General features: G+C 38.4%; 18 protein-coding genes and 1 pseudogene. 7 read left to right on the top strand and 12 right to left on the bottom strand.

Annotation, left to right across the window (positions count from 1 at the left end; all coding sequences use genetic code 11):
• Positions 1 to 12: 12 nt before the first annotated feature.
• From Q360_RS24975 to Q360_RS24985, 4 genes and pseudogenes are all read right to left on the bottom strand, one after another.
• Positions 13 to 1,434, bottom strand: a complete 1,422-nt coding sequence (locus tag Q360_RS24975; protein WP_027078731.1) for a c-type cytochrome domain-containing protein — start codon at positions 1,432 to 1,434, stop codon at positions 13 to 15.
• 2 nt (positions 1,435 to 1,436) lie between these two features.
• Positions 1,437 to 2,900 (bottom strand): DUF1501 domain-containing protein, encoded by a 1,464-nt coding sequence (locus Q360_RS0120385; RefSeq protein WP_027078732.1) that lies wholly within the window; start codon positions 2,898 to 2,900, stop codon positions 1,437 to 1,439.
• A gap of 220 nt (positions 2,901 to 3,120) precedes the next feature.
• Positions 3,121 to 5,481: a PSD1 and planctomycete cytochrome C domain-containing protein gene (locus tag Q360_RS0120395; protein WP_036196344.1), complete on the bottom strand. Its 2,361-nt coding sequence runs from the start codon at positions 5,479 to 5,481 to the stop codon at positions 3,121 to 3,123.
• 246 nt (positions 5,482 to 5,727) lie between these two features.
• A pseudogene (locus tag Q360_RS24985) lies at positions 5,728 to 6,636 on the bottom strand (S66 peptidase family protein).
• 337 nt (positions 6,637 to 6,973) lie between these two features.
• On the opposite strand from Q360_RS24985, the gene Q360_RS0120405 reads away from it, so the two are divergent.
• Complete coding sequence (locus tag Q360_RS0120405; RefSeq protein ID WP_245603357.1) at positions 6,974 to 7,474, top strand: fasciclin domain-containing protein; 501 nt, start codon at positions 6,974 to 6,976, stop codon at positions 7,472 to 7,474.
• 79 nt (positions 7,475 to 7,553) lie between these two features.
• Here Q360_RS0120405 and Q360_RS0120410 read toward each other — a convergent pair whose 3' ends face one another.
• The 4 genes from Q360_RS0120410 to Q360_RS0120425 form a co-directional block, all read right to left on the bottom strand.
• Positions 7,554 to 8,867, bottom strand: a complete 1,314-nt coding sequence (locus tag Q360_RS0120410) for a carboxypeptidase-like regulatory domain-containing protein (RefSeq protein WP_036196345.1) — start codon at positions 8,865 to 8,867, stop codon at positions 7,554 to 7,556.
• A gap of 555 nt (positions 8,868 to 9,422) precedes the next feature.
• Complete coding sequence (gene rluF, locus Q360_RS0120415; RefSeq protein WP_027078736.1) at positions 9,423 to 10,166, bottom strand: 23S rRNA pseudouridine(2604) synthase RluF; 744 nt, start codon at positions 10,164 to 10,166, stop codon at positions 9,423 to 9,425.
• A 30-nt stretch (positions 10,167 to 10,196) separates the two neighbouring features.
• Positions 10,197 to 11,318: a serine hydrolase gene (locus Q360_RS24070; protein ID WP_156950200.1), complete on the bottom strand. Its 1,122-nt coding sequence runs from the start codon at positions 11,316 to 11,318 to the stop codon at positions 10,197 to 10,199.
• 66 nt (positions 11,319 to 11,384) lie between these two features.
• Positions 11,385 to 11,627 (bottom strand): hypothetical protein, encoded by a 243-nt coding sequence (locus tag Q360_RS0120425; RefSeq protein ID WP_027078737.1) that lies wholly within the window; start codon positions 11,625 to 11,627, stop codon positions 11,385 to 11,387.
• Positions 11,628 to 12,029: 402 nt separating this feature from the next.
• On the opposite strand from Q360_RS0120425, the gene Q360_RS0120430 reads away from it, so the two are divergent.
• From Q360_RS0120430 to Q360_RS0120455, 6 genes are all read left to right on the top strand, one after another.
• Positions 12,030 to 12,740, top strand: coding sequence for a peptidyl-prolyl cis-trans isomerase (locus Q360_RS0120430; protein ID WP_245603322.1), 711 nt, complete (start codon positions 12,030 to 12,032; stop codon positions 12,738 to 12,740).
• Positions 12,741 to 12,744: 4 nt separating this feature from the next.
• Positions 12,745 to 14,181: a peptidylprolyl isomerase gene (locus Q360_RS0120435; RefSeq protein ID WP_245603324.1), complete on the top strand. Its 1,437-nt coding sequence runs from the start codon at positions 12,745 to 12,747 to the stop codon at positions 14,179 to 14,181.
• A 3-nt stretch (positions 14,182 to 14,184) separates the two neighbouring features.
• A complete protein-coding gene (locus Q360_RS0120440) occupies positions 14,185 to 15,138 on the top strand; it encodes an AAA family ATPase (protein ID WP_027078740.1) in 954 nt (317 codons plus the stop codon).
• 184 nt (positions 15,139 to 15,322) lie between these two features.
• A complete protein-coding gene (locus tag Q360_RS0120445; RefSeq protein ID WP_027078741.1) occupies positions 15,323 to 17,596 on the top strand; it encodes an aconitate hydratase in 2,274 nt (757 codons plus the stop codon).
• Between the two features lie 74 nt (positions 17,597 to 17,670).
• The gene (locus Q360_RS0120450; protein ID WP_027078742.1) at positions 17,671 to 18,225 is read left to right on the top strand and encodes a TlpA family protein disulfide reductase; all 555 of its coding nucleotides are present in this window, start codon (positions 17,671 to 17,673) and stop codon (positions 18,223 to 18,225) included.
• A gap of 51 nt (positions 18,226 to 18,276) precedes the next feature.
• Positions 18,277 to 18,930 carry a DUF3291 domain-containing protein gene (locus Q360_RS0120455; RefSeq protein ID WP_245603326.1) on the top strand — a complete coding sequence of 218 codons (654 nt, stop codon included), beginning with the start codon at positions 18,277 to 18,279 and terminating at the stop codon, positions 18,928 to 18,930.
• On the opposite strand, the gene Q360_RS0120460 is transcribed toward Q360_RS0120455, so the two are convergent.
• Genes Q360_RS0120460 through Q360_RS0120475 form a run of 4 tightly spaced genes read right to left on the bottom strand, consistent with a single transcriptional unit; the run spans position 18,927 to position 22,331 of the window.
• On the bottom strand, positions 18,927 to 19,571 hold the full coding sequence (locus Q360_RS0120460; protein ID WP_027078744.1) for a carotenoid biosynthesis protein: 645 nt from the start codon (positions 19,569 to 19,571) through the stop codon (positions 18,927 to 18,929). The two genes, Q360_RS0120455 and Q360_RS0120460, sit on opposite strands and share 4 nt — an antisense overlap.
• Entirely contained in the window at positions 19,564 to 21,042 is a 1,479-nt protein-coding gene (gene crtD, locus Q360_RS0120465) for a 1-hydroxycarotenoid 3,4-desaturase CrtD (RefSeq protein WP_027078745.1), read from the bottom strand. The genes Q360_RS0120460 and crtD overlap by 8 nt, the downstream gene beginning before the upstream one ends.
• A gap of 2 nt (positions 21,043 to 21,044) precedes the next feature.
• The gene (locus Q360_RS0120470) at positions 21,045 to 21,491 is read right to left on the bottom strand and encodes a sterol desaturase family protein (protein ID WP_027078746.1); all 447 of its coding nucleotides are present in this window, start codon (positions 21,489 to 21,491) and stop codon (positions 21,045 to 21,047) included.
• Positions 21,492 to 22,331 carry a phytoene/squalene synthase family protein gene (locus tag Q360_RS0120475; RefSeq protein WP_027078747.1) on the bottom strand — a complete coding sequence of 280 codons (840 nt, stop codon included), beginning with the start codon at positions 22,329 to 22,331 and terminating at the stop codon, positions 21,492 to 21,494.
• Between the last annotated feature and the right edge of the window lie 3 nt (positions 22,332 to 22,334).

Genomic DNA, 22,334 nt, shown 5'->3' on the forward strand with positions numbered 1-22,334 from the left:
TATTTATCTTTCCTAAAGAGAATCCGATATAACAAACGAATTTCGTAATTCTTCAGCTATACCTCCCTCAATTCTTAACATAGGATTTTTGGATTTCAGGTCTTTTATACCAGTAGCGGTAATTTTAGTATTCCATAGATAAATTTCCCTTAGGCCGTCCATTTTATTAAAAACAGCAATACTGCCATCGCTGATTGCGGTGCTGTATATCTTCAGCGTCTTTAATTTTGATAATAGGTTTAGCGCTTCTATTTCTGTATCGGTGATAGGTGTTTTATCTAGTTCTAGCCACTCTAGGTTCGCACAAGAGCCGATGAAGTTCATCTCGTCCTGGCCAATCGGAAGTCCGCTTATATCCAATTGAACAATATTCTGACTAACAAAATTTAGGCCAGTCACTTGTTTAGCGACGTAGCGAGGTGATTTGTACACATTAACGCTTAGCGCATTAGCATCGCCTGCAATACGCTTTATGGTTACGTAATCGGTATTGAGGCGTTGTAAAGTGCTATCGGCCACTTCTGGTAGTTTAGCCCACTTTTCCCTTGTATCTGGTTGCATCAAGCCTTCGACTAAACCTTTTAATTGTTCTGAGCTCTGTAAATGCACCAATCTCAGCGTATCGGAGGCACCTAGAGCAATCCAACGTTCAAGGATTTCTATTTCCTGCTCATTTAAAGCTTGTTTGTCTTCGGGGGGCATGTGCTCTTCGTCTTCTATGGGAAGGTGCACCCTTCTTATCATCTCGCTTTCTTCGGGATTGCCGGGTTGTATCGTATTACCTACTTCCCCACCAGCCAGAAGTGCATCAAGTGAAGTCATCAATAATCCACCTTTTGTTTTATTGGGATTATGGCAGGAAACGCATTTATTTTCTAGAATTCGCCCCACCACGTCTTTATACAGTAAGGGGTTTTCTGGGATTTTATTCGCTCTTTTTTCCGAAGGAAGTGCCAAGAAATTTTCCCCGTGGGTGACCATTCCGCCATAGTGTCCTGTGGCGAAAATTAAACCTATCAAGGTTACTTGAAGTATTTTGTAAAAAATTGGCTTATTAAAATTACTTTCCACCAAGCCGTACCAAACGGCTGCTAAAAGTGCCAATCCTCCTCCCATCCATTGGTGCCAAAACAGGAGATCTCCTTTTGGTGCCATTTCCTTCCCCAAGAAAAATCCCGAAATCGCAGTCAATAAGGATAATAATACTGCGATGGTCAATAGTTGCTTCGGAACTTTCCTTCCTGTTAATCCTAAAAAGGCACAGAGTAAAAGTAAGACAATGGGAAAATGTAATACCAAAGGATGCCAACGACCCACCCAGGCGATTAGTCGGGGTAACTTAATATAGGTATCGAATAGTAGACAAAACAGGAGAAACAGGGACAGTCCAAAAACGGCATAGTCTACCCATCTATTTTGAGAAGGTTTTGTCATATTTATGCTAAAAGATCGTTGATTACATTGCCCGCTACATCGGTTAGGCGAAAGCGGCGACCTTGATACTTATACGTAAGTTTTTCATGATCAAGACCCATCTGGTGCATTAGCGTGGCATGGAAATCGTTTATGTGGACAGGGTTTTCTACCACATTATATCCGAATTCATCAGTTTGGCCATAGTTGAGTCCTGGTTTGATACCTCCTCCCGCCATCCAAATACTAAATGCTTTTGGGTGGTGGTCGCGGCCATAATTTTCAGGATCAAATTTTCCTTGGGCGTAATTGCCCCTTCCGAATTCTCCTCCCCAAACTACTAAAGTGTCCTCTAGCATACCCCGTTGTTTTAAATCTAGTACTAAGGCGGCAGAGGCCTGGTCTACATCTTTGGCCTGACCGGCCATTTCATTATGTAGGTTGCCATGTTGGTCCCAGCCCTGATGGTACAATTGTATGAAGCGCACCCCGTTTTCAGCGAGTCTACGGGCTTGTAGGGCATTTGCTGCGTATGTCCCAGGTACTTGGCAGTCTTCGCCATAGAGGTCGATAATTGATTGTGGTTCTTTAGAAATATCCATAACATCGGGTACCGACATTTGCATACGGTAGGCCATTTCATATTGTGCAATCCGTGATTCGATTTCGTCATCGCCCGTTTCTACGTGGTGCATCTTGTTTAATGAGGCCACATGGTCCAATAAATGCCTTTTATCAGATCTTGAGATTCCATCTGGATCGTTTAGATATAGCACGGGGTCTTTTCCTGAGCGCAATAAAACACCCTGGTGCTTAGAATCTAAAAATCCACTTGACCATAGCTTGGAATATAGTCCTTGACTATTGCCCTTTCCTCGTGAGGTTAACACCACAAAAGAAGGCAGGTTTTTATTTTCACTACCCAACCCGTAGCTCAGCCATGAACCCATACTAGGTCTCCCGGCTATTTGGCTACCGGTTTGAAAAAAAGTAATCGCAGGATCATGGTTTATGGCTTCTGTATGCATACTGCGTACTACAGTAATGTCATCTGCGATTTTGGCAATGTGCGGAAAGAAGTCGCTGATCCAGGTCTGACTCTCCCCATGTTTTTTAAATCCGATTTTTGGCGGCATTAACGGAAACTTATCTTGATTGGCCGTCATGCCTGTCAATCGTTGCCCATTGCGAATTGACTCAGGCAAATCTTCGCCCATGCGTTTTCTCAAAATAGGTTTATAATCGAAGGTTTCGAGCTGCGAGGGTGCTCCGGCCTGAAATAAATAAATAATTCGTTTTGCCTTGGGTGCGAAATGTGCAACGCCCAAATCTCCTTTCGAGGCCAAACTTGGTCCCGAACCCTTGAATAAATCGGGTATCAGTAAGGACCCCAGGGCCAAGGAACCAATACCTACACTTAATTGCGAAAAGAAGTGCCTTCTGTTGGACTTTAAGGGGTTTTCAGATGCGTCTTTATTTTCTTCCATTTTGTAAATTCTTATAGGGCTATTTAAATACTATACACAATATTGTTTCTTACTATTACCTGGCATACGTTGGAATTTTTTAATTTCCATAGAACCCTTTTTCTACTGCTACACCCGGGCACCCTTAGGCAGCGTTCAGGATAACATGTGTAGGGTTTATATAACAACAATAATATCCTCCTTGGTTTTTTCTTTATTGTTTTTTTCTACGTACTGATTTTTATTCTTTAGTAATTGTTTCATCCAAATTGTAGATTATTTGTGTTGTTAGCATAAGAGCTGCGGTCTTGGCCGGATTAACGTTAAGTTGCTCATATTCGCCTAGGGCGGTCAATTTCTTGGCGTTTTCCAAATCGTTTTCATATAACTTAACCGCATCATAATAGTAGTCATTTAAGGTCAATAGCTCTTCTTTTCTGGGTGAACGGATTAAAATTCGCCGAAAAAGATTTGTTACTATGTTGGGGTCGTCACCTCCTTTTTCTTGAAGAGTTCGCTGTGCCAATACGCGAGCAGCTTCCAAAACCTGTATGTCGTTTTGTAGGGCCAATGCCTGCAAAGGTGTATTGGTCTTTTGCCTACGCACCTCACAAAAATCTCGAGTAGGCGCATCAAAAATAGTCATTGAAGGCGGTGGCAGTGTACGTTTCCAAAAAGTGTATAGTGAACGCCTGTAGAGGTCTTCACCATCGTCTTGCACGTATTTTGTTAAAACACCCCTGTTTTCACCAGCATTGGTTTCTTCCCATAGGCCCGGCGGTTGATAGGGTTTTACGCTTGGGCCGCCTAGCTCCGTATTCAAAAGTCCGCTGGTGGCAAGAATATAATCCCTAATCATTTCGCCGCTCATTCTAAAGCGTGGCGCGCGCGCCAAAAATCTATTTTCCGGATCGGCCTTTTTGAGATCAGGACGCATTTGTGATCTTTGCTGGTATGTGGCTGAAAGCATTATTTTTCTCAGCAAGTGGTGAATATCCCAATTGTGTTCCATAAAATCTGCAGCAAGCCAATCTAGTAATTGCGGATGTGTGGGTAGACTTCCTTGCACGCCAAAATCTTCTGCAGTCTCTACCAAACCTCTACCAAATAACATTCCCCAGATGCGGTTGACAAAAACCCTTGCGGTCAAGGGGTTATCTTTGCTGACTACCCATTTGGCTAAACCTAAGCGATTTCGCTCCAAGTCTTCTGAAAAAGGATAAATGATATACGGTGTATTGGGAACTACGGAATCGGTAGGCTGGTCGTATTCCCCGCGATTTCTTATAAACGTTGTTTTTGGTGCTGAATCGTTCATAATCATCACGTTTACCTCTTGACCTTTTTTTAAATTCACAAAGTCGAGTATGCCCTCAGTTTCTTCTGAGGTTAAGGTCAAAAACGGTGGGTCGGCAAAGAACTTTTGGTTTTTGGCCTGTACGGCATCCATTTGTAAACCTTTTTCATTAACCTGATTAAAAAACGCGAAGAACTCAAAGTAATTGGCTTGTGAAATGGCATCATATTTATGGTCGTGACAACGCGCACATTCTAAGGTTAATCCTAAGATTCCTTTTCCAAGGGTATTTGTTCTATCAAGTACATAATTGGTGCGATATTCTTCTTGAATTACGCCACCTTCTTGCGTTATGGGGTGATTTCGATTAAAGCCTGTTGCTAAAATCTGTTCTTTGGTAGCATTAGGTAGCAAATCACCTGCCAACTGCCAAGTTAAAAACTCGTCGTAGGGCAAATTCTTGTTGAAAGCATGGATTACCCAATCGCGCCAAGGCCACATAGTTCGGTAACTATCGTCTTGGTATCCATGCGAATCAGCATAGCGAGCGAGATCTAGCCAAGATTGTGTCATGCGTTCTCCATAGGCGGGAGAAGATAAAAATCGGTCAATCGCTTTTGGGATAATTTCTTCGGAGGAAAGAGTTAATAAAGCCTTGATGTCCTCAAGGTTAGGAGGAAGTCCAGTTAAGTCAAGACTTATTCTCCTGACCAAAGTTTCCTTGGTTGCTTTTTCGGAAGGTTCTATATTCTTTTCCTGAAGCTTTTTTAAAATAAAGCCATCGATTTCGTTTTGTCTCCAGTTACTCGTTATCAGGTCTGAAGTTTGTAGTTCAGGGATTTTCTTTTTCTTTGGGGAAAGATAGGCCCAGTGCTTTTGGAATTTGGCACCCTGCTCAATCCACTTCTCGATTAATCGCTTTTCATAAGAATTTAGACTGAGTTTAGAATCGGACGGAGGCATGATTTCTTTAGGATCCTCCGTAATCATATGCCAGTAGGCTTTACTTTGCTTAGAATTACCCGCAATAAAGGCATACTCGCCAGGACTCTCTTTTAATTCCTTAAAAGCGGTTTCTTCCAAATCTAGTCGCAGTCCGGCCTTTCTCTTATTCGCGTCCGGTCCGTGACACGTGTAGCAATTATCAGAAAGTATGGGTTTAATATGGAAATTATAATCCACCGTTTCCGGAAGCTCCAAACTGGCGTAGGTGTTCTCTGAGTATTTAAAAAAATCCGAGGTAAAAAAATAAACTAAGGATATAAGAAAGCCAAGAACGGCCATTAGGATAATTTTTTGTTTCATTTCTTTCAAATCAATGGATGAAATAAGTTGCGTGTTACTCTAAAGGTACATTACTAACTAAAAGTAAAGTTATAATTTCATTGAACCCACTACTTTAAACACTTACTATGATACTATTTTTGCTTTACTAGTACAATTCTGTATAAAACCAAGAAGTTTCGTGAACACCGGAACCAATTTAAAACAGTTCGTTTGTTACTCCTATTGTGGGCTAGGAAATTTCGCTTTTTCAGTAGCACCTTAGATTCAATGTCTTAATGCTTGCCTACACCGCCTTGGATGAAGTTGCCCATTAAACAATATCACCCACGGTCCTTTAACAACTATGGATATGGCAGTAGTGTTCAAAGTAGCTTTCGCGCCAATAGGAAATGTAAGATGTTGGTCTATGTGCCCGAAGCTCCTCCCGTATATTGTAGGAATTCCTAAGGGTTTTATTCTATCCATAAGTACTTATTTTAGTGTAAACGAATTGGGTTTGCTTGTACGGTCGCACCCAGCACCTACACCAAAAATAATTTCAGAAGCCTTTTTAAAAGTTTCCCCTTAAATACGGTGTGTAACCATACGGTCTATTCTGTAGCTTGCTTCTTCAATATTTTCTATACAAACAATTTTACCCGTAAAATCAATCTCATGTGGTGTACCGATTAAGGCATTAATTAATGTTAGGCTTCCACCGCTTAATTGTCCGTTAGCTATCCTTTTATGAATAGGATATCTTTCGTATTCAGGATTGGTTGTTAGGGTTTTTTCCAAAATTGCATTAGTTAAGCTATGCGTAGGCGTTGTATGCTCCAGAATGCCCTTGAATGCTTTTCTACTGTAGCGGTCTTCTTTAGTACTACCTACAGGACCGAGGAAATAGATTAGGCCGGTTTTTTTGTGTATTTCATTTAATAACGCGGTTATATCGCTAAAACCTATTAAAGCTTTGGGGTTTCTTTTTATAGTTTTATAATTTATCAAATGCAGTATTCGTGTACACCCATATCCACCGCGAATACAAAGAATACCGTTTATTTTTTTGTCGGCAAACATTTCGTTGATGTCTGCCGCCCATTCTTCATCAGTGTTGCTAAAGTAGCCATGGGGTTTGGAAACTCTTTTGATAGGATAGGGTTTGTATCCCATCTGTTTTAAGGTCTGTTTCAAAGTTTTAGTTGTGAAACTATAACCAGGGGCAATTAGACCAATGGTAGCTCCTTTCTTTAAGGCTTTAGGGAGTTAATGGTTCTACTATTTTATGTAGCGACTCTTGACACGCATACCTAGAAGTAGGTAGAAATGCAGTAAATGAAATTCCTAATAGTCTGTTAAAAAAGTTACAACGTGTCTGATTCATAGCTGTTAATTAATCAAAATTATAAAATAGGAAAAAATTAAAATTAAAAAATGTTTAACATTTTTTAAAAAAAATTAAACAAATATTATGATAAACGCTGCTCATTTACATCTACTTTTATCGAAATTTAAAAACAATATTATGAAAATGATTAAAATTATGTTTGTATCAGCAGCCTTATTTGCTGGGACTTTAGTGCAGGCTCAAAACATTGTAGGTGTTGCTGCCGCTAATGAAAACTTTACCACGTTAGTTGCTGCTGTAAAGGCTGCAGACTTGGTTGAAACATTGAGTAGTGAAGGGCCTTTTACTGTTTTTGCTCCGGTAAACGATGCGTTTGCTGCCTTACCAGATGGTACGGTTGCTGGTTTGTTAAAACCAGAAAGTAAAGCTGCATTAACAGGGATTCTTACATACCATGTGGTATCCGGAAAATTTGAGGCAGCGGCTGTTATCGATGCTATTAAAGCTAACGATGGTGCTTTTGAAGTAACCACCGTGCAGGGAGGTACGCTTGTTTTATCTTTGGCTGATGGTAATGTAATGGTAGCCGATGAAAACGGAAACATGGCCACTGTAGTTATAGCAGATGTAGCTGCAACTAATGGTGTTATACATGCTATCGATACGGTAGTTATGCCAAAATAAAGTGCAGTTCTACATAATCCTAAAATTCCCAGTTTTCAATTGAAAACTGGGAATTTTAAGCTTACGTAATAAGCGTAAACTACGGAATACTTGTACCGCTATCCACCGTTTTGTTTCTTCTCAATTGTCGTTGTATTTTCTTAATAGCGGATTCTATGGATTTCTCCGGTTCAATAATATTATATTCACCCCAAAAGTCAGGATCTGCAAAACCAATGGCCTCATCACTTAGTATTATGGAAGATTTAATCCGTTCCTTCGCGTTCAGTTGAACGTTTGTTAGATTTTTTTTCCAATCTGTAACTGCCATTTCACAACTCATGGAATACACCGAATTAAAAAGTTTGTTATCCCAGTCTATTTTAAATTCCAGGAGCACATTGCTGTAACCGTAGTACCATTTGCCATCTTTTTCTCTATAATCTACGCGATAGGCTACCTCGGTAGGCCAAACATTAGCATTTCTGGGCTTTTTCCTAACAAACATTTGGGCAGCCATTTTCCTATTGGTGATATTTAAGGCATAGATAGCACTAGTAAGAATTTTATTTTCGGCATCTATGTATAATTTGCCGGTGTAAAATGGATCTATTATTTCAGCTTTTTGTTGAAAATTAATAATGTAAATAAGTTTGTCATTTACTCTAGTAGAACTATCAAAGGTAAAGTCGTAGTAGTTAATAGTCTCATTAGTAAATATATAGTCTGGATATTTTACCATATCCACGAATAGTGTGTTGAAAGGTCCACCTTGTAATTTAAGTGCTAGTGTATCCAATTTATTGTAGTCGGTGCTCTTTCGTGCTTTGTAAAGTTTAAGTTCGTCACGTTTATAGGAAGAATAGGAGGCTTTGTAAATATTTACCACCGCTTCAGACAGACTAACATTTTTATTCCGCTTTTTTATAGTTTCCCTGTAAAAGGCAGTCATTACTGTGGGGTCGTTCATATAATTTTCACCCTTTTTCCTCAGTGTTTCCCTAACCAAAGTCTTTGCATCTTTTGGGATACTCAACTGGACTTCTGAAAGTTCCATGGCAGATTCTGTCATCAGTATTTTATGGTCCTTAGCCTTAAATTTACTCAATGGTAATCTTAAAGTTTTGTAGCCTAAATATGAAATAATGATATTTTTGTCTAGGCTTTTCTTAGGTACCTTTAATAAAAATTCTCCATCCGTATTGGTTACTGTACTAACGTTTGTTCCCTCTAGGGTAAGTGATGCAAAAACTAAGGGTTTCTTTGAATTAGTATCTAGTATTTCTCCTGAGTAGGCTTTAAAACTAGTCTCTTGACTAATTAAATGAGTACTCATACTCACCATCAACAACACCGATAAAAATATCGGGAAAATGAAGGCTTTTTTCGGGAATAGGTTTCTATTATTTTTCATTTCGATTATTGCATAATTTTAAGATATAATATAATAATTTATCGCTGTGTAGCGTAATTATAAATCATAAATTATATCTTTTTCTTGTTAATTTTTTCTTTAAAGAACTACCTAACTTTAATGATGTTAACTGCTTATTAAATTGCCTCTCACGATTGTATTAGATTTCCTTAGTTTTAGCAATCTAAGTCGGTTATTCTGTGCTTGGTTTGTAAGCTAAACTGCTTGACTGATGCGTAAGATTACTTTTTTAAAAATTAACTTTCAGGTAGCTAAAACGATAAGCATAAGGACTCTGCCGTTACTCAAGTATACTTATTTTCATTAGCTTTTTTTCTAAGCTGTTCTGAATTGTTAGCGGTAATTGTTAGAATTGTGAGGTACACTTTCTAATGCTCTTCGTATTCCATATCAAACTTTCGTTAATCATTTTTAGGCTGTAATTAGTACTTACCGATTGTTTAAAAATAGTATCAGTAAAATCGTACTTTGATACAAGCTGACGGTTTTGTACTAAGCGTGGTTCAAACTTTAGCGCTATATAAAACTTCAAACTTAACTTTCTGATTCATTGGTTTTTGTGGAATCAGCTACCAATCTGTTAATTTGCTGAAGCTCTTCCGTTGTTAGGTCTCTCCATTTGCCTGAGGGGAGATCTAAATGAACGTTCATGATTCGGATGCGCTTCAACTTTTTTACCCTGTACTCCAAATGCTCGCACATACGTCTTATTTGACGGTTGAGACCCTGTGTTAAAATAATACGGAACTGGTAGGTGCTTACTTGGCTTACCTCGCAGTTTCTTGTCACGGTATCCAATATTGGGACCCCATTTCTCATTTTGTTTAAAAAGTCGGGTCTAATTTGTTTATCTACGGTTACGAGATACTCTTTTTCATGATTATTTCTTGCTCTAAGGATTTTGTTGACAATATCCCCGTCGTTGGTCAAAAATATCAAACCTTCACTCGGCTTATCTAATCTTCCGATAGGGAAAATGCGTTTAGGATAATTTATAAAATCAATAATATTATCTTTTTCTACCTTGCTGTCTGTGGTGCATACAATCCCAACCGGCTTATTAAAAGCAAGATAAACAGGTTTTTCTTTTGGTGCAGTAACCGCTTCTCCGTCTACTTTTACGGCATCACCGTCTACCACTTTTGTTCCCATTTCAGGAACCTTGCCATTTATGGTAACTCTGCCTTGGGCTATAAGTTTGTCTGCTGCCCTCCTTGAACAATAGCCTACTTCGCTTAAATATTTATTTATCCTCGTCTGTTTTACTGTATCTGCCATAGCTTTGTTACGGATACCCGATATTAGTTGTTACGCTCTATTTCTAATGTATGTATTTCCCTTCCTTAGGGATGCTAAAAACGGAATTCCGATGCCATCGTACCCGTAAACATTATCATTAAAGACCCTGTTTTTGTTTGCCAAAATTATTGCTGTCAACAAAAAATCTACATGATTTTTACTATCAATTATATAAGCACAAGCTGTTAAAGTGCCATAAGCAAAACCCGCCTTATTATATATTTTTATATGGTCTGGAACGGTTTCCTGGGTGTCTCTATAAAAGAAAAATTCACAATAACCATCATAATATTCAGTAGAATTATATCCCGCATTTCGAGGTAGTGTGTACATGGATTTCAATAAAAAGGTGTGTTGATCTTCCGAAAGGTCAAAACGTTTTGTGGGGTCGAACTCGTTCGGAAAGATGACTCTTTTTAAAACCTCGTGCTGACTAGTAATCGGATAATAATTCTTTAGACTAAAATCAAAGGGGTCATTTACATGGGCGTCATTTTCGTAATATCCAATTCCTTTTTTAACTCGCTTTAGTTGAAGTAGTTTTGCAGTTGTATTTATACTAGGCACAGAAATACCGGTTGTACTATCGTTTAAATATAGGATAAGCGGTTTGGTTTTTAAATCAATTGAATGATGGCCTAGTCTGTGAGAAATACGAACGGGTCCTATTCCTTTGTCCGTCAAACTCTTATTAATAGCATCTTGTGCTAATAGCTCTAGCATGCGGTTATTGGCCAGGTTATCGCTTACCGCGAATACTTCCGAAATATCTTGCGCAATGCTAAATTCTATTGAATCTCCCTCTATATAATTTTTTGTGTTTTTGTTGATGCTATCAGTCTGGTTCAAACGTTCGAGCACTAGCACGGCAATTGGAAATTTAACGGTGCACACAGGATAAAAACAGTGTCCTTGATCTAGTTGAAAATCAAAGTCAGTAAAGACAATGCTATTGTTGCGCCGATCTATCTGCGTGTATCGTATTTGTACCTCGTATTGGTCCAGACTATCCATGACCCTACTTATGGTTTGGTTTCTGGATGCCAAGGCTTGCTTTAAAACTGAACTACTGTTTTGCTGGGAGCAAGAGCTCAAAACGGAGACTAAAAGGAAAAGAATAGTTGCTTTCATGTGTGACACATATTAATTTGAAGCATTGGTTTTTACTATTTCATTCTAAGCACCTAATACTTGGGTTTAGTTATCTGTGTATACTTCTCCACGATGCGGTTTTAAGGTATCTCGTACCGTAATCATGTCTTTCTCGTTTACCACCATGTAGGCCAAACTGTGCATTTCGTTTAGTTGCTCGTGCCCCGTGATATCTAAAGGAAGCTTTTCCATCGTAATAAATTCCTTTAAGTGCTTTTCGTGGTGTTCAGCCGTTCTAAAGCCTTCTGGCCCTCTAAAATCCCAAATCAATTTTATTTTTCTATCCAAAATTTAATATTTTAGGTTCAAAATTAAGCTTTTCGACTTAAATCCAAGGGATACAATAGTATTCTGCGAGATTGGTTTCTAAACTATCTTGCTTATTTTGTATCTGAAGGAGATTTAGAACAATAAATCCTTCTAAAAATTTCTTATTGCCCTAAAATTGTGTTAAGTAAAAGGAGCTAGAGTTGCAAGGGATTTTCTAATTGTTATTTTTGCCAAATGTTTTGTTTAATAACCTTTAGGAAAAGGCATTTCGCCTTAAGTATAACTACGTTGACCTTAATATGTATTTTTCTGAGTTCCTGTAGTTCTTATTTTAAAAAAAAGGAAAACATAGTACCTCTAGCTAGGGTAGGGGAAAACTTTTTATATGGGGAGGATATTGCTGTATACATTACAAATGGAATGTCCGAGTCAGATAGCGCATCTTTCGTTAACAATTATATTAATACATGGGCATCTAAACAGTTGCTTTTGTCCAAGGCTAAGATAAACTTACAAGAGGATAAATTACAAAAATTTGATGCCTTAGTAGCAGACTACAGAACGGACCTATATACCCGGGCATACAAGGAAGCGTTAGTTTTAAAAGGTTCGGATTCTTTAATTTCCAAGGACCAACTGGCTAATTTTTATGCAGAAGAAAAAGAGAATTTTAAATTAAAGGAGCGGATTTTAAGAATTCGTTTTGTTGCCTTGCCAAAGAATTTTTTAAATAAGGGTGAAGTTAGTAAACGTTTAAAAAACTTCGAAAAGGAAGATGTTTCGTATTTGGATTCGATAGGGGTACAGTTTACAAAATTACATTTTAACGATTCTATTTGGGTGAGAGCATCTAGAGTAGCAGCCGAAATACCGCCCATAGGCTTTGAAAATCAGGATAGGTACTTAAAAAAATCACAATTTTTTGAATTGGAGGATTCAATCGGGGTATATTTGGGAATGATAGAGGAAGTAAAAGATATAAACGAAATAGCTCCTATGTCTTTTGTTGTACCTACCATAAAACAAGTGTTATTGAATCGCAGAAAAATAAACTACCTGCGTAAACTTGAAATAGAAATTATAGATGAAGCAATTAAGGATAAGGAATTTGAGGTGTATACCAAGGATTAGAAAGTTGATTTGTACCGGTATATTGAGTATATGTTCGGTTATAGTGTTTGGCCAGCAGACCGTTCCAGAAGTGCCAGATAATCAAGTAGAGCCAGAAGAAATTGTAGCTGAGGCAGAGATTACCAAGAAAAAGGACACGGTTAATAATTTTAAGAGAATAAAGTTGGATGGTATTTCTGCCGTTGTAGGCGATTATGTGATTTTGGATTCTGATGTTGCGAAAACACTGATTGATCTTAAGAGTCAAGGCGCCGCTACAGATGATATTACGCATTGTGGACTTTTAGGTAAGCTGATGGAAGACCGTTTATATGCGCACCAAGCGGTTCAAGATAGTATTTTGGTTTCGGACGATATGGTAAATGCCCAAAGTGAAGCGCAATTGCAATCTTTGGTTCAGCAAATAGGGTCTATGCCTAAGGTGTTGAAGTATTACAAAAAGCTGGACGAAGTGAGTTTTAGGGAAGAGCTGTACAAGATTAATAAGCTGAGGATGTTGTCTGAGAAAATGCAGCAAGAAATTATAATGGATATTGAAATTACCCCGGAAGAGGTACGGCAGTTTTTTAGTAATATTCCTGACGACGAACGCCCAGTTCTTGGTGCTGAATTGGAGATTGCGCAAATCGTGAAAACCCCTAAGCCATCTGACGAAGAGAACCAAAAAGTAGTAGACAAGCTCAACCAAATAAAAGCGGATATTGAGGATAATGATGCTAGTTTTAATGTTAAAGCAATTTTGTATTCTCAGGATCCTGGATCAAAATCTAAAGGTGGATTTTATAGTATTACCAAAGAAACAGGCTTTGATAAAACATTTAAGGATGTAGCCTTTAGCCTTAGAGAAGGTCAAGTTTCAGAACCTTTTAAGACCCCCTTCGGTTATCATATTATTTTTATAGAAAAAATACGGGGACAAGAATTGGATTTGCGTCATATCTTAATATCTCCCGAAATTTCAGACGCTGTTGCTGAAGAGGCAAAATCGGAATTGGATAGTATTCGCCAAAAAATCATGAATGAAGAATTTACCTTTGCAGAGGCGGCTTTAAATTTTTCAGATGAAAAGGAAACAAAATATGATGGGGGTGTACTTCGTAATCCCGAAGATTTTGGAGCCCGTTTTGAGCTTACCAAAATGGATCCTTCTTTGTATAATCAGGTTCGTAACTTAAAAGACAATGAGATATCCTATCCCACTTTAGAAGAAGATCAACGTGGAGGTCCACCAAAGTATAAAATTTTAAAAGTTACCAATAGGTATGATGAGCATAAAGCAGATTTTGCGCAGGACTATATTAAAATTCAGCAATTGGCCCTTACACAAAAGCAGTTTAACGCAATAAAAGAATGGATGGCAGAACACATAGCAGATACTTATGTTAGCGTAAACGACGCAAATAGGGATTGCGATTTTGCTAATAAATGGGTAAAGGATTAATATATGTCAGACGTTGCTGCTATACAAAACCTAGTAGAAAAACATTTAGCGCTTAAGAAGGAAATAGCTAAGGCCATTGTTGGCCAAGATACCGTAATAGATCAGATTCTATTGTCTATTTATACAGGCGGACATTCATTATTAATTGGTGTTCCCGGTTTGGCAAAAACCTTAATGGTAAATACCATTGCACATGCGCTTGGGTTAGATTTTAAACGCATACAGTTTACGCCAGATTTGATGCCTAGTGATATTTTAGGGAGCGAAGTCTTGGACCAGAATAGAAATTTCAAATTTATTAAAGGGCCTATTTTTTCTAATATTGTTTTGGCAGACGAAATAAATAGAACACCGCCCAAGACGCAAGCAGCCCTTTTGGAGGCCATGCAGGAGCAATCAGTGACCATTGCCGGTCATCAACATAAATTAGAATTACCCTATTTTGTTCTCGCAACCCAGAACCCTATAGAACAAGAAGGGACCTATCCATTGCCTGAGGCGCAGCTAGATCGTTTTATGTTTGCTATCGAACTGCAGTATCCCACTATCGAAGAAGAGATTCAAATTGTAAAAAATACAACATCAACAAACAAGGTCAATATAAAACCACAGTTTACAGCGAATGAAATATTAGCTGTCCAAGAGTTGGTAAGGCGTATTCCAGTTCCGGATAATGTAGTGGAATATGCTGTAAAATTAGTAAATAATACAAGGCCTAATTTAGCTACAGCATCAGATTTTATTAAACAATATCTAGATTGGGGTGCAGGTCCTAGGGCGTCTCAGAATTTAATTTTGGGAGCGAAGGCAAACGCTGCAATACATGGTAAATATTCCCCGGATATAGAAGATGTACAGGCAGTGGTTAAAGGAATCCTAAAACATCGAATTATTAAAAATTACAAGGCTGAGGCCGAGGGGATTTCTGAGGAGGATATCATAGACCGATTGTTGTAGTTCCCTTTTCTGTTAGTTTTTTAGGTTCCTCATAAAGAACTATGGCTTTATTTGATGTTTAGCCTTCTGTTAACCTAAATATCTTCCATTTAGCTAAAAACATCGAAAGCAGCATTTAAAGTTTTAATTACGGCTCATATTTTCTTAAATTTACTAAACGATTTAACCTTAAAATAAATACAGGATGGCATTCGATATCGATATGATTAAAGGGGTGTACGCCAATATGGCGGACCGAGTGGATAAGGCCCGGGAAATTGTGGGAAAACCACTTACTCTTTCGGAGAAAATACTATACTCACATTTGTGGGAAGGTACACCAACCAAGGCTTTTTCAAGAGGAAAGGACTATGTAGATTTTAATCCCGATCGTATTGCTTTGCAGGATGCTACAGCGCAAATGGCACTTTTACAGTTTATGCAAGCTGGAAAGAAACAGGTCGCTGTCCCAACAACGGTGCATTGTGATCACTTGATACAGGCAAAAAATGGAGCAACTGCAGATTTAAAATTTGCAAATTCTACTAGTGCCGAGGTTTTTAATTTTCTAGAGTCCGTTTCTAATAAATATGGAATTGGTTTTTGGAAACCAGGAGCAGGAATTATACATCAAGTTGTTTTGGAGAATTATGCCTTTCCTGGCGGTATGATGATTGGTACGGATTCCCATACAGTAAACGCTGGCGGGTTAGGAATGGTAGCCATTGGTGTTGGTGGTGCGGATGCAGTGGATGTGATGGCCGGAATGGCTTGGGAATTAAAATTCCCAAAATTAATTGGGGTACGATTGACTGGAACAATTTCTGGTTGGACTGCTCCAAAGGATGTTATTTTAAAAGTAGCTGAGATACTAACTGTTAAAGGGGGTACTGGAGCTATTGTAGAATATTTTGGACCTGGCGCTATTTCATTGTCTTGTACCGGTAAAGGAACTATTTGTAATATGGGTGCGGAGATAGGAGCAACGACCTCTACTTTTGGTTATGACGAGTCCATGGAAAGATACCTTCGTGCTACGGACAGATCTGATGTTGCAGATGCAGCAAACGAAGTAAAGGAACACCTTACTGCCGATGCCGAGGTGTATGCAAACCCAGAAAACTATTTTGATCAAGTTATAGATATTGACCTTTCTAAATTGGGTCCATTATTGAACGGACCTTTTACGCCGGATTTATCTACGCCAGTAGGTAGTGATATGACCGAAAAGGCAACGAAAAATGATTGGCCCATACAAGTTGAATGGGGACTTATTGGTTCATGCACCAATTCTTCTTACGAGGATTTGTCAAGAGCGTCCTCGATTGCGCAACAGGCATTGGATAAAGGTTTAAAAATGAAGTCGGAATTGGGTATTAATCCAGGTTCCGAGCAAGTTCGTTTTACAGCGGAAAGAGATGGTATTCTAAATGTTTTTGAAAAATTGGATGCTAAGATTTTCACTAACGCTTGCGGACCTTGTATTGGACAATGGGCTAGGTATAGCAATCCCAAGAACGCACCAAAGAATAGTATTGTGCATTCATTCAACAGGAACTTTGCCAAGCGAGCAGATGGCAACCCTAACACGCACGCTTTTGTAGCGTCACCAGAAATAACAGCTGCCATTGCTATAGCCGGTCGTTTAGATTTTAATCCGATTACCGATTCGTTGATTAACGAAAATGGTCAAGAAGTACGGTTTGATGAACCAACAGGTTGGGAACTTCCACCAAACGGTTTTGAAGTTCAGGATGCTGGTTTCCTTGCCCCTGAGGCCGATGGTTCTGGAGTTCAGGTCGTGGTTGCTGGAGATTCTGAAAGACTGCAGGTGTTGGAGCCCTTCTTGCCCATACAAAACGAAGAGCTGCAGGGTGTAAAGCTATTGATAAAGGCTTTTGGTAAATGTACTACCGATCATATTTCAATGGCAGGACCATGGTTGCGTTTTAGAGGACATTTAGATAATATTGCGAATAATACGCTCATTGGTGCGGTAAATGCCTTTAACAAAAAGACAAACTTTGTAAAAAACCAAGCAACAGGCGAATTCGAAGGGGTGCCAGATACACAGAGAGCATATAAAGCAGCAGGTATAAAAACTATTGTTATTGGTGACCATAATTACGGTGAAGGTTCTTCTAGAGAGCATGCAGCTATGCAGCCAAGACACTTGGGAGTTGCAGCGGTACTTGTAAAGTCTTTTGCTCGTATACATGAAACAAACTTGAAAAAGCAAGGAATGTTAGGCTTAACCTTTGCTAAGGAAAGTGATTACGATTTAATAAAAGAAGACGATACTTTTAATTTTATTAATATAGCTGATTTTGCGCCGGACAAACCGTTAATCATTGAAGTGGTTCATGCAGATGGCTCCAAAGACACTGTAGTAGCAAATCATACTTATAACAAAGCACAAATCGGATGGTATAGAGAGGGTTCTGCGCTCAATGTGATCAAAAGAGAAAATGCAGTATAATAACTTGTAAATAGTTAGTGGAAACTCCCGATTATCCTTGGGAGTTTTTTAGTTTTAAGGTTACTCCATATAAAATGAAAAGACAAACAGTTTATACTTTATTTGTAATTGCAATTATTCTTTCCTTTTTTGTAACTCCATTAGGAGATTTTAGTAAATTAATGCTAAATCGAATATTCTCTGCGGCACCTACGGTTATTACACAAGAAAATAGAGGAGGGATAAGCAGTTATGACTGGGGGTTAAAAGATGCGAATTGGGAGTTTTTCAGTTTTAAGAAATCTAAGGGTAAGGTTGTTTTTATTACATTTTGGGCATCATGGCATTTACCTTCCAAAGCACAATTAAAAGATATACAACTACTTTATGATACATATAAGGGTAACGTAGACTTTTACGTTATTACCAATGAAGAGCGTGCTCCGGTGGAACTATTTATGATGAAAAACGACTACACTTTTCCAGTTACGTATCAAATCGTAGGAAATCTTAGTCCGCTGACCCTATTAAAACCACCAGGGTCTTATATTATTGATAAGAATGGTGATATTGTGGTACATCAGAATGCAATAGCAGATTGGCGCAATGATAAGGTAGACGAACTATTTGCAGAACTGATCGCGCAATAATGAGTTATGAGTCAAGTCACTACCCTTACTTTTTTTAGATATGCTTCCTTTATGAATAAGGTGTGGGCCTTTGGGATGATGCAATTTGCCCACAAGCCTTTAGCCAAGCAAAAAGGATTACTCCATTATAAGCTTATGGGCAGTGGTAAGGATGGTTTTAATCCCTTTGCAGATTGGTCCGTATACGCGTTGCTACAAGTTTGGGAAAGTGAGGAGGCTGCGAATCGATTTTTTGATACATCTACGTTGTATCAACGCTATGTCAGTAAAACAACACAGCAATGGGTTATCTTCTTAAGAAGTATAAAAGCAAAAGGAACCTGGGCTGGTGTAACCCCTTTCGTTCCAAGTAGTGAAATTAATTCCTCTAATCCTTATATTGCGGTAATTACAAGAGCTACAATTAAACCTAAAATGCTCCGTACATTTTGGAAGTATGTACCCATATCACAAGCGCCTTTAAAAGACAATAAGGGCTTATTATTTACGAAAGGTATTGGCGAAGTGCCATTTCTGCAAATGGCAACGTTTAGCTTATGGAAGGATAAACAATCCCTTATGGATTTTGCCTATAAGAGCAGGGAACATGCTGAGGCGATTGCCAAAACAAGAAGTTTGGATTGGTATAACGAGGAACTGTTTTCTAGATTTGAGCCATATCGTTCAAAAGGAACGTGGGATGGAGTACCTTCGTTACCGTTCTAAGGAAATAAAAAATAAAAGAAGAGAAAGAAAATGAACTGTGCTAGGTATAAGTGTACTGACAATAGTTTGTTGCCCCTTATTCCAAGAAGCTTCACGATAACCTGAAACGCAATTCCTAAAGCAAACCAAGTGATATAATTTTCCATAGTTGGAAGACCCCCAGCAAAGGTCCAATAATCAAATATAGGAGCCGTATGTTCCATAAGAAAATCTAGCAGTACCATAAGACCGGCCGCTCCAATAATCTTTGTTACCATATGCCATTTTGTATAGTCCATAATACTGGCAGTGATAAAGGTTAGTATAGCCCAATAAGCGCCAATTAAATATGGTACGCCGTCTAATTTTGGACCAAAATTTCTGCCATAAGCATACTCCCCAAATAGTATTTGATAGGTTACACCGAGCCATTCTGCAAAAATACCACCTGCAAAAAAGATAAGGAAAGCGATACTTTTCTTGAACGTATCAATAGGAAAGAATACCAAAAAAATAAGTAATGATATAATAAGGTTTAGTGGTGTTTTTTCTACAAACCAATCTGCCTCCCCTAAAGCAGCGCCTATCATTGCCGAAATATGAAACAGCCAAATGATAGCGATACTAACGATCAGTTTATTTTCCTTTAGTGTTTTAAGCATCTTTTGCGATGTTTGGGGCTAAGTCTTCAATGATTTTCGCAGACAAAAGGCATAGCGGGATTCCTCCGCCAGGATGTACCGACCCTCCACAAAAATATAGATTTTCAATACGCTTGGAGAAATTTGGATGCCTAAGGAACGCTGCGAATTTGTTGTTGCTTGCTGCACCGTATAATGCCCCACGATAAGAGCTAGTGGCATTTTCTATACCCACCGGATCTAGTATGTGTTCCGTAGTAATGTGTTTTTCTATATCGGTTCTTAAGACCCTATTAATTTTTGAAATAATATTTATTCTAGCGGCTTCCTTTAATGTCTCCCAGTCCTGTCCATAATTCCCGGGCGCGTTAATCATAACAAACCAGTTTTCGTGCCCTTTAGGGGCGTCCGAATGGCTTTCTTTAGAAGTAATATTGATGTAAATGGTAGGGTCTTCGTAAAGTGTCCTTTTTTCAAAAATATGTTCAAATTCTTCTGGGTAGGAGTCACTGAAAAGGATGTTATGTAAATCTAGATTAGGAAACTCCTTATTTATGCCCCAGTAAAAGATAAGGGCGGAACTGGAACGTTCCTGTGTTAATGTCTTTTTTGGTTCAGGTTGGTCTTTTAGTAATTTTTTGTAGGTAGGGTAGACATCCATGTTGGTAACCACTAAATCTGATTGGTACTCCCTTAGAGACGAAGTGGCTCCAATAGCTTTTTTATTCTTTACGGTGATACGTTCGATTGTTTCATTGAATTTAAAAACAACACCTTGGTCTAGCGCAAGTTGGTATAGGCTTTGACTTATTTGATGCATACCACCTTCCGGAAAAAAAGTTCCATAATGCATTTCCAAATGGGGTATCATGGACATGATACCAGGGGTTTTATACGGCGTGGATCCATTATAGGTGGCGTATCTATTGAATAGCTGTACTAGTTTTGGATTTTCAAAGTGAGCCTCGTTGGTGCTGTTTAATGAACTTTCAATATCCAAACTGGCCACGCTGAGTATTGATTTTAGCGTTTGTTTGGAGAGATAAGTACTCGCTTTATGCAATGATTTTTCTAAAAAAAGAGACGCCGTGAGCTCGTATTTTTTTTTATTTTTTTTTAGGTATTTTTCAATATTTACAGCTGGCTCGGCAAAACTAATGGATGCTTGTTTTATGAAAACATCCAAATCGCTAGTTACACTAAACTCATGTCCATCTTCCCAAAAGTAATTACAGATAGTCTTTTTACGATGGTAGCTAAAGTAGTCGGTTGGTCGCTTATGGAAGAGTTCAAAAAGTTCATCTACAAAATGTGGCATGGTAAAAAGGGAGGGGCCAAGGTCAAAACGGTAACCATCTTGTTCCATTGCGTGTAATTTACCACCAGCGTAGTGATTAGATTCTACAACGGTTACTTCGTAGCCTTTTTTACATAAACGCAATGCCGAAGCAATGCCTCCAATGCCGGCTCCTATCACTAAGGCTTTAGGCATAGTTACTTTTTAAAGTACTTAAAAGGGACAAACAGCATACCAAAACACTCGCCATCGCCTTTCCCTAAGTGTTTGTGGTGCATTTTGTGTGCACGTCGTACACCTTTAGCATACCAGTTATTAGCATTTCTAAAGATTTTAAAGCGTTGGTGTATGAAAATATCATGTACCAAGAAATAGGCAATCCCATAGGCTAATATTCCAAAACCAAGGGGGTAGCCATACCAAATTATATTACCACCTACATAGAATAGCGACATGCTTATGATGGCATAGAATATAAAAAATGCATCGTTCCGTTCGAACCAAGAATCGTGGTCTTTACGATGGTGATCTTTATGTACGGACCATAAAAATCCGTGCATAACATACTTGTGTGTAAGCCATGCCATAAACTCCATGAAGGAAAAAGTTCCAAAAAAAATGATAATCCAAAGTGCTATTTTCATCTAAACGAGCTTCATTTTATATTTAACATACGACCTAGCGAGCAGTCCAAACTTTTGATAATTAGGAACCCTTATACGCGCATTCTTAATATCTAGCGAAGGCGTATTCTGTAATTTCTGAAGTAATTTGTAGTAGTATTTGTATGCTGTATACACTCCAAATTTAGCTTCGGCAGGTAATGCCATAATACCTTCATATCCAAGTTGGAAGTCGGCCTTTATTTCATCTACAATGCGTTTTTTAGACTCTTCATCCAATTCCGTAAGGTTTGTGTTGGGGAAATAAGATCGGTTTAAATCTTCAAAATCTGCCTTTACATCCCGTAAGAAATTTACTTTTTGAAAAGCAGAACCTAGTGCCATGGCAGATTCCTTTAATCTTTCATAAGCTTCATTATCACCTTTAACAAACACCTTTAAACACATGAGTCCTACAACGTCGGCAGAACCGTAGATGTAATCTTTATATTCTTGTTCTGTTTTATATATGTTTTTAGTAAGATCCATGCGCATACTTTTCATAAACGATGCTACTAAATGGATAGGGATGTCGTATTTATGGAAGGTATGTTGAAAGGAATTTAGAATAGGGTTTAAGCTTATTTTATCCGCAATAGAAGCGGTAAGTTCCTGTTCGAATTTATTAAACAATTTTTCTTTATCGTAATCATGGAAAGTGTCTACGATTTCATCGGCAAAACGCACAAAACCATAAATATTATAGATATCCTCTCGTATGGAGTTGGACAGCATTTTGGTAGCCAGAGCGAACGAAGTGCTGTACTTCTCAGTTACAAGTTTGCTGCACTGGTAGGATACCATATCAAAAGTAGCTTTCATAGC

Source organism: Maribacter antarcticus DSM 21422 (genome assembly GCF_000621125.1).
Taxonomy (GTDB): domain Bacteria; phylum Bacteroidota; class Bacteroidia; order Flavobacteriales; family Flavobacteriaceae; genus Maribacter; species Maribacter antarcticus.